The organism is Saprospiraceae bacterium (assembly GCA_026129545.1).
Taxonomy (GTDB): Bacteria; Bacteroidota; Bacteroidia; order Chitinophagales; family Saprospiraceae; genus M3007.
This window is the reverse complement of record JAHCHX010000001.1, coordinates 2,601,600-2,616,333: the sequence shown is the minus strand read 5'-3', so window position 1 is coordinate 2,616,333 and position 14,734 is coordinate 2,601,600. Positions and strand designations below refer to the sequence as shown.

Here is a 14,734-nt window from a genome sequence, read left to right as displayed (position 1 = left end):
TTTCAAAGCCAAGTCACCTTTTCTTCAATGGGTTGGCGCTTGCCGGGGATTGCCGGCATATTGTGCCATCCGAGGTAAAAGAAGCCGAGACAGCGCTCGCCGGGCTGCAAACTCAAAAATGTGTCAGCTTCCAAAGCCGCCCTTGGGGTGCTCCAATAGCAACCCAGACTCGATGCCGCGCAGGTGAGCCACATGTTTTGAACGGCCATGGCGACGGCGGCGATTTCTTCAAACTCAGGCACTCGCTCTTCCGCGTCGCGCTGCATCACGATGGCGATGACAGCTCCGGCCAATAGCGGGTTTTCTCCGCTTTTTTTCATTTTTTCTTCCGAAAACTGCTCCGGCGGGGTGTTTTTTTGGTAAAAATCCGAGAGGTAAGCGCCCAACTTTTGACGGCTTTCTTCCGAATGAAACACCCGAAAGCGCCAAGGCTCGGTGAGGCGGTGTGTGGGTGCCCAATTGGCGTTTTCCAATAATTGCTCGATAAGGGCGCGTTCGATGGGTTTTCCCGGAATGTAGAATTTCGGGAAAACGGCACGGCGGCGGAGAATGAGGTCGGTGATGTCCGAAACGGTCATGTGAAGAAGATTTTGGCGGCAAGTTATACCTTGATTCGCTAGGATTTGTCAGATGTCCATGATTTATTTCCTTGATTTTGAGCAGATTGCGCTTTTTGCCATGCACAAAACCTAACGGCGCGAAGTATACGCAGCCTCTACTTCTTCCTGTGCGGCTGGCTCCACCTGTGCCTCTTCCTCAGGCGTATCAATGATGTCCAACTCCACGCGCAAGTTGCCGATGATGAATTCTTGGCGTTCTGGCGTGTTTTTGCCCATGTAATAGTCCAAGACGTGGTCGAGGTTGGTGTCTTCGGGCAGGATGACCGGGTCGAGGCGGATGTTCTCGCTGATGAAGTCGGCGAACTCGTGGGGTGATATTTCGCCCAGCCCTTTGAATCGGGTGATTTCGGGTTTGCCGCGCAGTTTTTGAATCGCCTCCTGTTTTTCCGTTTCCGAATAGCAATAATAAGTTTTCTGCTTGTCGCGCACGCGGAACAGCGGTGTGTCGAGGATGTAGAGGTGGCCGTTTCGGACCAAATCGGGGAAAAACTGGAGGAAAAACGTGAGCATCAGGAGGCGGATGTGCATTCCGTCCACGTCGGCATCGGTGGCGATGACGACTCGATTGTAGCGAAGGTCGTCGAGCGAGTCCTCGATGTTCAGGGCGTGTTGGAGCAGGTTGAACTCCTCGTTTTGATAGACGATTTTTTTCGTCAGGCCGTAGCAGTTTAAAGGTTTGCCGCGCAGGCTGAACACGGCTTGTGTGTTCACGTCGCGGGCTTTGGTGATGGAGCCGCTGGCCGAATCGCCTTCTGTGATGAAAATCGTGGTGGCCAGTTTGAGCTCGTCCGGGCCTTTTTCGTTGAGGTGGTATTTGCAGTCGCGCAGTTTTTTGTTGTGGACGTTGGCGGCTTTGGCGCGTTGGTTGGCGAGTTTTTTTACCTCCGAAATTTCTTTGCGCTCGCGTTCGCTCTGTTTGACGCGTGCCTCCATCGCCTTCGCCGTGTCAGGGTTTTTGTGCAGATAATCGTCGAGCGCCTTTGACAGGAAGTCGTTCATCCAGGTACGAATGGCGGGGCCGTCGGGTGCGATGCGCTCCGAGCCGAGTCGGGTTTTGGTTTGGCTTTCGAAGACGGGTTCTTCCACGCGCACGCTCACGGCAGCGATGATGCTTTCACGGATGTCTTTGGCATCATAGTCTTTTTTGAAGTGGGTGCGCACTACTTTCACCAGCGCCTCGCGGAAGGCGTTGAGGTGGGTGCCTCCTTGCGTGGTGTTTTGGCCGTTCACGAAAGAGTAGTTCTGCTCGCCGTAGTGGTTGCCGTGTGTCATGGCGATTTCGATGTCGTCGCCTTTGAGGTGGATGATGGGGTAGCGTGTTTCTTCTGTGCCTGTTTTTTTCTCCAGCAGGTCGAGCAGGCCGTTTTTGGAGTGGAAAGTTTTTCCGTTAAAATTGATTTTCAGGCCTGCGTTGAGGTAGGCGTAGTTCCAAAGTTGTTGCTCCACGTACTCGTTGACCCATCGAAAATGGCGGAACATCCCATTGTCGGGCTTGAACACGATGAGCGTGCCGTTTTCTTCTTTCGTGGGTTCCAGCTTGCTCTCCTTTTTCAGGTTGCCAAACTGAAACTCCGCCCATTTCATTTGTCCCTCTCGCACGGCGGCGACTTTGAAATACTCCGACAGGGCGTTCACGGCTTTCGTGCCGACCCCGTTGAGGCCCACGGATTTTTTGAATGCCTTGGAGTCGTATTTCGCGCCAGTGTTGATTTTTGACACGACATCCACGACTTTGCCGAGCGGGATGCCACGACCGTAGTCGCGCACAGTGACACCTTCCTCGTTGATGGTCACGTCAATCGTGCGACCATAGCCCATCGCGTACTCGTCTATGGCATTGTCGAGTACTTCCTTCAACAGGACGTAGATGCCGTCTTCGGGGGAGGAGCCATCGCCCAATTTGCCGATGTACATTCCGGGGCGCAGGCGGATGTGCTCGCGCCATTCGAGGGTTTTGATTTCTTCTTCGGTGTAGCGGATTTCTGTCATTCCTCGTTGTTCGTTGTTCGTCGAACGCTGTTCGTTCTTGGCCGAACGGGTTTTGGCAGCTTTGTTGGCTGTTTTCGATGTTTTATGATGAGCGCCCAAAGTAACGGATTTTTATAGTTTTGACCTGTGAAAAGAAAAACGACGGGCGAAATTAAAACATTTTTTTCAATAAAAAAACAAATTGTGTTTTTGTGAAAGACAATTTTTCCACTCGTTCTGCCGAATATGCCCGCTTCCGCCCGGGTTATCCGCCACAGTTGTTTGATTTTTTGTTCGCGCACTGCAAGGGGTTTGATTGTGCGTGGGATTGTGCCACTGGGAATGGGCAAATAGCCGTGGCGTTGGCGGGGCGTTTTCGATGGGTGGAGGCGACTGACATCAGCGCCAACCAACTGCATAACGCCATTCGACATCCCAACATCAGGTATAGTGTGGAGGCTGCCGAGCATCCTTCTTTTTCTCCCGATGCTTTCGACCTCGTGACGGTGGGGCAGGCGGCGCATTGGTTTGATTTTGAAAAATTCTATCCAGCAATAAATTATGTGATGAAGCCTGGCGGGTTGCTGGCTTTGGTGGGGTATCAACTTTTGACGGTTGACCCTCCGACGGACGAGGTCATCCAGTATCTGTACCGCGATGTTTTGGGGAGTTACTGGGATGCCGAGCGGCAATTGGTGGATACGGCATATTCAACGATTGCTTTCCCTTTTTCCGAGATAGCGTTGCCCGATATGGCGATGACATATCAGTGGACGCTCTCGCATCTGCTTGGCTATCTTGGCACATGGTCGGCGTTGCGTCATTTTGAAAATAAGAATGGCTGCTCGCCGCTTACCGCGTCTTTTATGGGTTCGCTTCGCAATGTTTGGCCTGAGGGGGTGACGAAGACGGTGAGGTTTCCTGTTTTTGGGAGAATTGGGCGTGTTGGTGTCTGAACGGGCGCAAAGAAGAAGGCACAAGGATTCGCTTTCGGAATCTTTGTGCCTTCGGGAATTGGTGGCGTTGATTGTTCGGTGCTGTCAATTCAGTTTGAACTGCACCATCACCCCTGCGTTCACGGTCGTGATGGGGAAAGATTGGGATGTTTTGGGCACTGTCTTTCGGTAGTCGGTGAACAGGCGGAGCGAGAGGCGCCGATTGAGCGCGTACTCGACCGAGGGGTTGATGCTGATGGTGCGGGCACCGCGTGTGGGCACTGCTTCTTCGAGTTGGTCGAGGCGGTGGTTCACGGTGATGTCGTCGCGTATTTCGAAGTCGAATTTGAAGTTCAAGTCGTTGGGTTGCTGGCCTGTGCCGCCGCGTGGGGGCGGGGGTGTGGGGGCATTTGGCTTGGCTGGTGGTTTTTTCGACTTGCCTTTTTTGGTTTTGTTGCCAGTGAGGAAGCCGATGTTGACGTTTTTCATGCGATAGCCGAAGCCGACCACATAGCCGGAGGAGCGTGTTTCCGCGAGTTGGTAGTCAATGAACGACATGGCGAGGGTGCGGCTTTTTTTGAAGTCGAGTTTGAAGGCCATGTCGTTTTTGAGTTTGACGTCCATGCCAATGAGGGGCGACATCTGTTCATTGATAAGCACCTGGGGTATTTCAAACCGGGCGATATAGTTGAAGCTCAGCTCATCTTCCGTGTATGGGTTATTGGGGTCGTAGAAGATGTCTGTGTTGTAGGAGCTTACTGTTAGGGTGCTTTTATAGCCGTGCGTGATTTGGACGCTGGCAAAATACTTTTTAAGGTTGCCGATTTTTGAGAGGCCGTTGTATGTGAGTCGCCAGTTGGGGGCGGGGCGGGTTTTGAATACATCCAAGCCCACGGTGTTCGGGTCTTGTTTGTTGTATGCGGCCAAGAAGGAGGGTATCAATACTTCCTGATGGATGCGTCCGTACCCTTTTTTGTATTCTCCGGCATCGTCGGGGTCGCCGTGCGGATTGGTGTCGCCTGCCAACACGCCCAACCGCTCTGATATGATGGGGCGGTACGACTGGTAGCGGGCAAATAGGCCGTTGATGTCGTTGTTGAACAGGGTTTGCATGGAGAAATAGGAGACGGTGAAACTGCCGAGGTCGCGTTGGGCGCGAGATATGAAACCCACGGAGTCGGGGTGGAGGTCGAAGTTTTGGTCTTTGAAAAGGAAGGTGTTGTTGCGCACATATTGGCGGTTGCCGGTGACTTCCACGCGGAAGTCCTGAAACGGCTCCAATGTGATGCCGCCGTCAATGTTTTGGGTGTAGTTGCGCATCACTTGTTGGTTGAGTTCGGGGCGGTGGGTTATCCAGCCATTGTCACCCGCGTCTTTAAACCAGCGGTCGGATGGCTGCACGCCTGCCACGAAGGCCCAGCCTGGGGCTTTGAAGCCGCTGCTTTGGCCCATGAGCTCTGGCTCGGGGGTGAATCCGGGGATGACGGTTCCGTAGTTTTCGCTGTATGTGAATCGCGCTTTCCGCACCAGCATGAGCGGGCGCAGGGCGACTCGTTCGGCGGTGGATGGCTGTCGGTCTTTGTTTTTGTCCTTGTCCTTGTCCTTGTCTTTCTTCTTTTTGTCCTTCGGGTCGTCCTTTCCTGTGCCGGATGGGTCGTTGGTGCCTGCGGCTCCGGGTGCTCCTGCCGGGCGCCCGCTTCTGGGGTCGGGCGGGTTGTTTTTGCCCCCGGGGCCACTTCCGCCACTGCCGCCGCTGCCGGGTGCTCCGGGGGTGGGGAGTGGGTTGTTGCGGTCGTTGGTTCTGGGGCTTGATTTTTGTGCGCCGGGCTTGCCGGGCTTGTTTATTTTTGACAAATACTTGCTCTTGTCGTAGAGTTTGGCCAAATCGAAGTCTCCGTTGATTTGGCGGATGTTGTTGTTCTGAATGACGTTGCCGAGGTGGCGTGAATTGACGAATTCTTGATAGTCGCCGGCGTCGAGGTTCTGCAATTTGAGGGATTGTGCCGTCCAGATATAGCCTGCTGTGTAGGAGGCTTTCACCGTCATCCAATCCATGAATGGGAAGAAACGAAGTGGCACGTTCCAGTTGATGCTGGCATTGTGCTGATAGTTTTTCGGACGGCCTAGGTTCCTGATATTCGTCCAGATGGAGTCGCGGCGTTCTTTGTCGGTGTAGGCCACGCCGTCGGGTTTGTATTGATAGGGTTCGTCAATGAGGTTGCGTGCGATGGCGTCGAAGTTGAAGCGCAGGGAGCGCGAGATGTCCCAGCCCACGCTGTAGTCGCGGTCCCAGGTGAAGCGGCGATTGTAGTAGGTGTTCAGTTCGGGGTCTTCTCCTGCGAAGCGCCAGGTTGTCACTTGGGTGATGCGTTCCAAGTCGGTGCCGACGGCGTAGGTGTTGGGTATGGGGTTGAAATTGAATTCCTTGATGAATTTGAGCCACTTTTCGTTTTTCACCAATTTTTTGAAAGGCTCGATGGGTTTTAGCCCTGTCGCATACTGGTAATCAATGCCGCCTTTGTATTGTTTGAGGTGGTCGTTGATGATGAAGGGTGTTCGGCGGCGTGTTTGGTTGAAGGCATAAGTGAGGCTAAAATTCTCGATGTTCCAAGGCATGGGTTTTTTATTGCCTCGCCGTTCTTTGCGCACGTTGGTGAAGTTGAAGCCGCTTATTGTGGTCACGTCTTGCGCCACTGTCCTGATGCTGTCGCGTGCTGCCGGGTCGGTTTCTTCGCGCAATTTGTCTTTCAATTTGATGTCTAGGTCATAAGGGTCGTATTCGGGGTTGCGCGTGATATTGGAGTACTGGACATAGAAGGGTACTTTGATGCCTGTTTTTTCTGGCAAAAACTTGCCCAATTCGAGGTTGGTGGACACGTCGTATTGAATGACTTCCTCGCGCTGGCGTTGGATGAGTCTTTGCTCGATGCTTCCCCAGCCGATGCTGGTGTACATCCCGGCGAGGGAGATGTTGCCGAAGTCGGCTAATTTCATGTCCACCCGTGCTTGCCCGGCCCAGCCGGGTTGTTCGTTGAACCCGTTGAGGCGCAATTCGTTGAGCCAGACTTCCACGCATTGTCGGCTTTGGTCTTCCGACACGTTGCGCACGCCAATCATGGCGCCTTTGACAAAGCCGAGGTTTGGGTTGCCCACCACTTTTACCAGGCCGCGCGGGTTGTCGGGGTCTGGCACGACGTAAGCCGTGTCGAGCCGGGCATTGGCATCGTTGCGTAATTTTTTCACGTCGGTCAGCAACTCTAGCGGGAAGTCGAAGCTGTTCTCTGGCCGCCATACCTCGTCTTTGTATGCGCGGCTATCCGGGTTGCCGTTCAGGTTGTTCACGTCGGAGGGCATGAGCGGCAATTCGTACTCATAGTAGTTGTTCACATAGTCGGAGCCGAGGCGCAGGAATACCGTCAGTTTGGTGGAATCCAAGGGGAACGAAATCGGGTCGCTGGCTTCGGCGTGCACGAACATCTTTAAGCGTTTGAATTGCCTCAAATCCATGTTCAATGGTTTGAAAACAGCTCGTGCATCGCAGTATTGGAGGCTGCAAATTGTCATGGCGAGCGATTGCTCGTTTTGCAACACGTCGGGGAAGGCGCCGACGGATTGTTCACGCGAAATACCAAAGGGGATGGTGTAGTTGAACGGTGTTCGGGCGGAGTTGACCTCGATGCTCACGGCGTTCACGTCGAAGGCGGTGGCGCTCCACGGCTGGTCGGTGGGTTTGCAGGAGAGGATGTCCTGCGTGAAGCGCCGCCACTGGTTGCGGCCCAGTTCGAGTGTGGCAAAACGGAACGTGGTGCGCTCGGTGAAGCCTTTCCAGAACAAACGGATGAAGCGGATGGAACGGAAGTCCTGAATGCCGCCGATGGTTTGGCGGGTCTGTAGGTCGAGTGGCACTTTGAAACGATACCAAACGTAGTAGGGGCCACCTACTTCTTTTTGGAACACCACTGTGTCGGTGATGATGGATTTCAGCGTGGGGTCTTCGAAGTCAATGCCCTCGAAGGTGACGATATTGCCGGATGCGTCGCGGACTTGAACGGCTCCCTTAATCAGGGGGATTTGGTAGCGGAAATAGGATTCGTTTTCGTTGAGCGAGTTGTCGCGGTTAAGGTCTTCGGAGTCGGGGATATTGGTGGCCGATGGGTTGAGGTTGTTGGTGTTGTTGACGGGGGAGTTGCCTTGTTGGTTGTTGAACTTGCGATAGCGGGTCAGCATACCCGGCGAGGTGGATTTGAAGCGCTCGTCGAGGTAATAGATGAAATCGTCGTTGGAAGGGTCGTCAAGGATTTCTGCCTTGGCGTTGGGGCTGAGGTCTGAGCTTTGAATGAGTGCCAGCCAATCGCTGAAGTTGTCTCGTTCGCCGTCATTGTCCAAGCCATCGAGGCCGACGTCTTGCAAGCCGCGTTTGGCGGGGTCGTTGTCGAACGCATTGACGACGGGAGGCAACACGGGCACTCGGCCCCATGGGGTGCGGGCTGTGGTTCCGGTGCCTTGGCCTGTGGGCAGGGCGTTTTCAAAAAACTGCCGTCCGTCGCGCATGATGTCTTCCGAGATGGTGCCGAGGTCAATGTACATGGTTCCGTCGGTAGAGACGTTGCCGGGGTCGTCGGTTTTTTCCATATAGGGGTTGAGCATCCAGAACTCCACGAATTCGATGTTGGCGGCTTCGAAGTCGTTGGTGTTCAATGCTCGCATGATGCCTGCCCAGCGGGTGGCTGGCTCGTTGAGTTTGCCCGATATGCCAATGCCTTTTGTGTAGCCGGGATAGCCGCCGTTCGGCAAGTCGAAGTTGTAGGGGCCTCTGTCGCGGGGATAGACGGTCACATCGAACGAACGCAGGTTGGATTGTTCGAGTGGTGTCAGCTGTCGGTTGGGGAAAATGTCCTGATATTGGATGATGCGCGAGTATGGGTTGACCGCATCAATGCCGTCGCGGGCGCTAGGGTCGGGTACATACCAAGTGATGCCTGCGCGGTTGGCTCCGCGAGCCAAGATGATGTTGGTGTCGAGGAAAGCACTGGATTCGGGGAACAGCTGGTCGTCGCCTTGTGGGGTAGAGGCGATGACCCAAGCATTGGCGGGATTGGCCAGCGGCAAGTTGGCCGTTGTTCCCTCAAAGTCGTCAATATAGACGGTGCCCCCTTTTTCGCCGCCTTGGTTGATGGCGCGGTTGTGTCCGGGTCGGAGGGCTGCTATTTCTGCCTGCGCGGTGATGCTCGATGGTTCTTTGGTGGAAATGAAGGGCAGTTTGTCAACAAGTCTGGTGAGCCAGGGGGCATCTTTTGAGATGTTAAAGTCCAGCCCATACATTTTGTTGTTGATGGGGTCTTCGCCGATATTGACCTTTTGCGTCAGTGGGCGCTCGAAAAGGTTCATGTAGGTGGCCCCGATGTTGATGTCTTTGCTGAGTTCGTAGTCGAATCTCATGCCGAGCATGGAGCGGCTTTGGAAGCCAAATAGGGTGTTGTCCTCATAGCTGACGCTCACGTTTTGCCCCGATTGCAGGATGGCATCGTTCAGGATTTTGACGCGGCCAATGTTGTAGTCCACTTGGTAGTCCTGGCCCTCTATGAGTTGTCGTCCGCCTGCGCTCACACGCACGGAACCTCTTGGCAGGTTGAAGGTGCCAAGCGAAATTTCTGAGGAGGTGCTGGATTTGTATTGGCCTCTCAGTGTGAAACGGTTGAGCTGTTGGAACTCCCGCGCACGGAACAAAGTAGAGTCGTACAGTTGGGGGTAAGCATACCGATTGATGGTTTCTTGCGACACGCCCGAGTTGGCCATCGTGTCAGCCAAATAACGGCCAAAGGGCTCCAACACCGGGAACATGACGCGGCCGCTGCGCAGGTTGATGGTGAGGCCCGGCACGAAGTCGAAAATGCCGTCAGGGCCGGGGTCGCCTTGCAGGTTGAGATTGTCAAGCCCGAACACTTGGAGCAAGGGGCGCGAGCGCAGGTTGGCAGGGAGGGTAGCGTCGTCGAGGAAGCGTTTTTGTCCTTTTCCGGGGTCTTCGTAGAAAATGTCGAATCGGAACTCGTTGGGGTCCACGTTGGCTGCACCGACCGCGTACACGTTTTTCATCATCAAGTCCCATATCGGATAGCGTACGTTGGCTGTGGTGCTTTTCAGCATCTTGAGGAAGAGCACGTTCTGATTGAGCGAGTCGCCGTTGGGCACATCGCTCGTGAACTCACCAATTTTGTATGGCTGTCCATTGTAGGTGTATTCCAATGCCACAGCCACCACTTGGTCGGGTTGCACGTTGAGATTGACGCTCAGGAAGCCGAGTTGTTCGTGGTAAGTATATTCCGCCGGGGAGAGCAATCTGCCGCGCACTTTCTCGAAGTCGCGGATTTGCGTCATGCCGTAGGGGGGCGTGGTCAGTCGGCTCACGATTTTATCGGAAAAGCGGAATGCCTTGTCAGCCTTGATGTCTGCGGCGATTTGCGGGTAAATCTGGTTGTTGCTGTTGTCGGGCAAGGGATTGCCCTTGATGTCTCGTGCTGGCGGTGCCGGAAGCGAAAAATCCGGGCACAATGGGCAATCTGGCACATCGCCGTCGAGGTAAGGGGCGGGTTCGGCCAAGTCCATGATTGCCACGATGTCGCGGACGTTTTCCGTCACCAATTTGTCGTTGGTTATCCAGACCTCCATGCGCGTGATGTTGAACAAGGACATGGGCACGGGTAGGCACGACATGGCTGGCTCGAACTCGTTGCGGTTCCACTGGCTGATGAGGAAGTGGCGGTTTTCGTCGTATTCGTCAATGGGTTTCTCAAACAATTGTACTTGGGCGCCACCTTGCAAGTTGAGGTTTTGTTGTCTGGAGCGTTGTTGCGCCAACAAGAAAGTCCAGCGGAGGTGGCCGAATTTCATTTCTGTTTTCACGCCAAACAGGTTTTGCGCGCCTTTGATGAGGTTGGAGCGCAGCGGCATGGACACGTTGCCAGCCTCTATATTTTGCAAAATCTCGTCTTCCCCAAAAGTCTTGGTGTCATACTTGATTTTCATCTGATTGTCGAAATCGAAAGTCGCCCGCGTGTTGTAGTTGAAGTTGAGGTCGAGCTTTTCGCCGATTTTCCCCGCCGCGCTCATGTTGATATCCATGTCGAAATCGAATATCCCGGTGCGTTGTTGGCGCAGGGTAAGAATGGGGTTTTGAATCTTTTGATAGTTGAAACCAAAGGTCAGGTTGATGTTGCCCTGTGGCCTGACGGTGACCTCCGTGCCGCCGAACAAGCGGTCCACCAAGGAGGTCTTGACATCGAATTTGGCAATTGGGTCAGCAAGGCCGCTACCGCTGCCGTCGCCCGGCATACTCACTCCCTGCAAGCGGTCGAAATAGTCTCGTTGCTGTTTTTCGTCGCGCCATTTCACATACTCGCTAAAGGTCATGTAGGTGGGTGCCCGATAATAGTCGTCGCCGATTTTCTCCGTCACGATGTACATATTGGTCTCGGGGTCGTACTCCACTTTTTGCTCTATGGCTTTGGGGTCTTTCAAATCAATTGGGTTGGCCCCGCCGCTGTTGATGAAATCACCAAAGCGTTCGCCTAAGGGAGGAAAAGTGTCCGACGGAGCAGTGGCTGTTCGTCTGGCGGCCTGAACGTCGGTAGATGCTGGCGAATATTCGACCGCCAACGAAGGTTTTTTTTCCGGGAAAAATATCGTGAGCACGCTTTCTCTTACACTTTCGGGGTGGGAGAAGGCGTACAAAGTGGCGAGGCAAAGCAGTCCGGTTAGCGCAAGAAGGAAATTCTTCTTCGTCATTTTCGATAAAGCAGGTGGATTTGTCGGTGGGCAACTCTCGTGCAGCGGTGACAGAAAAGCTGATTGTGGCAGTGTTTTTTTCTGAAAATCAACGTGTTGTCATTGCTTCGCGCATGAATTGCCGATTGGAAAAAGAATAAGCGTGGGGTTGACGCAGAAAGGCGCGACAGGGTTGCCTGATGCGGTGGGCGATATGCGCACAAAACAGAAGCCCGCACTGCTCTTATGCAGCGCGGGCTTCAAATTATGTTTCATGAATGTAACCTCTTCGGGATGGCCTCTTACTAAAATTCCTTCATCATCGCGCCATAAGCTTCCCGGAGGCTACCAGCTTACCATCGGCGGTAAGCTGGTAGAAGATTACTCCAGCCGGGAGTTGATGTCGGAACAATCGGAAAGTGGGATGATTAAAGAAAGAATCGGTAAGTAATCGGCCTTGGGAATCGTACAATCGCAAGCCAAAGGTTCGCGCTTGCACGCCCTTCACTTCAAAGGTGGCCATATCGTCCATTGGGTTAGGATACACCCGCAGGTCGGCACCCGGATAGTGAATTTCTTTCGTCTTCACGATGAGGTATATCGAATCCTCGCAGACGGTGTGAAAAGTCTGGTTCGTGATAACCGGAGCATTGAAGTCAAAGTAGATAGCAGCGCTGTTGAGGATTTTTGCCCCGCATTCCAAAGTCGGTTTTTGGGATACGCGAAACTTGACAAAACCCTCGCTTGCGCTGCTACCCGGCACAAGATTAATGTTGGGGAGTGTGAACTGCACGATGCCATTTCCATAGACCTCAAAATCATAGGGGTGGCTGGCAGCGCCTGGATAAACCGTGCTTGGGTCGAGTGCCGCGGACAAGGTGTCGCGGATGATGACTTGCTGCACGGTGGTTGTCCCGGTGTTGCGGAACTGGATTAAAAAGTCCAAATCGGTTTCAGGACTGACGTAGTGGGCCACGTCATAGCCTTTGGGATGACCTCTCTTAATAAATGTCGGGTTGTAATCGGTTTCGTTGCTTTCCTGGCAGTCCGTCTCGACAAAAGCGTCGGCATCGTCCTCCGGGAACATGGTATAGAACCCAAGCGATATCGGATTCTGTGTATTATCGGTTTTGCATCCTTCTATTGCCGCTGTCGGATACCCCGCACCCGGATAGCCGGGGCTTTGGGTAGCGATGATGCGGATGGTTTTGTTGTTGGCCTCGCGGCTCCACACTTCCACTTCGCCCAACGGGCCAAGCGTGCCTGGGGGTAGTGTGTAATCGGGGTCGCCTGGGGGGATAAGCATGATTAAATCTTCCGCAATTACATAACTAATAGGTGTAGTTACGGGGTTGATGGTACGATTGAGTAAAGACAAACGCACGGTGTCGCCGTCGCAACGCGCTCTCGCCCCGATTATCGAGCCATCCCAGTTGACGGTTGGCGCGCAAAAAGTGTCGGGATAAATATGTGCTACTGCGCAATGCGTTTGCCCCGTAACAGTGCCGCAGTCCAAAAACGCTGTAAACTTGAAGCCACCGCATTCTCCTTCCGCAAGCGTCCCGATGTTGAACGCATAATTGTTGCTGCCCGGAGGAGTCTCGACACCGGGAATGGTGCTGGAAACCAAGCTCAAGGCGGGGTCTAAGGCGACTTCAACGCGCGTGTTGTTGGATGAGGATGAGCCTGTGTTGCAGTACCGCACGGTGTAAACATTGTCGGCACAGCGACGCAAAATGGGGGTGGCTATATCCACTTCGTTGCGTGGGCACAAGTACTTGGCCCATATGGGTATTAGTGCTGAAATCGTGTCGTAAAATTGGGGCACCGATACTTTCACTACCCCGTTGCAGGCTTCCCAGTTGTCATTGGGCGCAAAAAGCTTGATGTCGTACTGACCCGTATCAACAGCCAGGCGAAAGTTGCCGCCCTGCGTGGATACCGCATAGCGCGAGAAATTGGGGCTTGTGATGCTAACCACCCAGCCTTCCATGTCTTTTTCCCCTGCGTCTTTCGTGCAGTTGACATTCAGGTCCTGAAAGATATTGCCCTCAATATAACTGGTGAAAACCAGACAATTCAAATCGGCTTTGACCAGATAAGCGTTTGATTCGGAAGAATTGAAGAATGGGTTGCTGTAGCCTGCCGCCGCTGCGCCACCATCGGGGGTAGCTACCACTCCAAACCCTTCATCGGCACCTGCTTTCCCCACCAGCACGTCGCACAACTTTTCGCCCTCTTCGTTTAAGCGGGCCAGATACAAGTCCCCCAAGGTACCGCCTGTGTCAATGTCTTTTCTGCCCGCCACAAAAAAGCCTTTGCTTTTGTCGGCGGAGATACTGTTAAAAACCGTTTTGGGGTAAGTTTTTGACCACATAAAGAAGGGGCTGCCGCTGCCATCTATTTTCATCACAAAACCAGCACCTCCTTGACCTTGATTGGTGCTGCCCGCCAGCACAAAATGACCATCCAGTGTCGGTGCGACGGCTCTGGCAATGTCATCCAAATTGGAGAAACCGTAAGTGTTTTCCCAAATAACATCTCCATCTGCGTCGAGCCTGATGGCATAGAACTGAAAATCGCCGGGGAGCGCGGTCTGCACGCGGAAACTGCCTGCAACCACCAAATCGCCTTCGGGGGTCAGTACTATGGCATTGCCTTGCTCCTTGGTGGCAGGCTGTCCAATGGTTTTTTCCCAAAGCACTTCCCCTTTCGCATCTGTTTTGATGAGGTAAACATCCTCTGTCCATTCTCCTGTCACTTGTATCAAATGATTGACGGTGTACCCGACTACCACCAAACTGCCATCGGATAGTTCCACAATTCCCCTCGCCTCATCGTTCTGATTACCGCCGAATATCTTCGTCCATAACACATTGCCGAAAGCATCCGTCTTGAGCAGGTAGGCATTGCGTCCTCCTGGGCCTACCCCCTGTATATTGCCAGCTATGGCATAACCACTGTCGCGAGTGGCTACAATGGCTTTACCCTCTGCAAAGAAGCCTCCCGTGGGATAATTCTTGCTCCATTGCAAGTCGCCATCGGCATCAGTCTTAATCAAGTAAATCTGACCAAGGTTGTAAAAACCTGTCATCACATAGCCACCATCGGGCGTTTGCGTGATGGCGTTCAGTTGGTCCAGTCCTCCGCCACCATACACGCGCTCCCAACCCTGCCCGACAACGAGCGTTGCGAACAGCAGGAATGAGGCAGTCAAAAAATGCTTAAACATGAGATTGCGGATTAGGCTTGGCAATAGCCTTTGTTTGACGATACAAAAGTGCGGGTGATGTTTCGACGGGTAAAAGACAAAAAAAAGCATTTGTTGAGCAGTTTAGAATGGCGATTTTTTTTGAAAATTGAGGCGAAGTTTTCAAAATTTTAAAAAAAAATGAATTTTGAACCTTAAACCTCAAAAAATATTTAGATTATCGATGGCTGTTTTGAAAT

The 14,734-nt window shown here is 53.2% G+C and carries 5 protein-coding genes; 1 reads left to right on the top strand and 4 read right to left on the bottom strand.

All coding sequences use genetic code 11. From position 1 onward, the window contains the following. Positions 1–2: 2 nt before the first annotated feature. Entirely contained in the window at positions 3–578 is a 576-nt protein-coding gene (locus KIS77_09975; protein MCW5922663.1) for a nitroreductase, read from the bottom strand. Positions 579–689: 111 nt separating this feature from the next. Beyond that, positions 690–2,609 carry a type IIA DNA topoisomerase subunit B gene (locus tag KIS77_09970; GenBank protein MCW5922662.1) on the bottom strand — a complete coding sequence of 640 codons (1,920 nt, stop codon included), beginning with the start codon at positions 2,607–2,609 and terminating at the stop codon, positions 690–692. A gap of 191 nt (positions 2,610–2,800) precedes the next feature. On the opposite strand from KIS77_09970, the gene KIS77_09965 reads away from it, so the two are divergent. Beyond that, entirely contained in the window at positions 2,801–3,544 is a 744-nt protein-coding gene (locus KIS77_09965; GenBank protein ID MCW5922661.1) for a class I SAM-dependent methyltransferase, read from the top strand. 84 nt (positions 3,545–3,628) lie between these two features. Here KIS77_09965 and sprA read toward each other — a convergent pair whose 3' ends face one another. Further along, entirely contained in the window at positions 3,629–11,305 is a 7,677-nt protein-coding gene (gene sprA / locus KIS77_09960) for a cell surface protein SprA (protein ID MCW5922660.1), read from the bottom strand. Between the two features lie 298 nt (positions 11,306–11,603). Further along, positions 11,604–14,516 (bottom strand): hypothetical protein, encoded by a 2,913-nt coding sequence (locus KIS77_09955; GenBank protein MCW5922659.1) that lies wholly within the window; start codon positions 14,514–14,516, stop codon positions 11,604–11,606. Between the last annotated feature and the right edge of the window lie 218 nt (positions 14,517–14,734).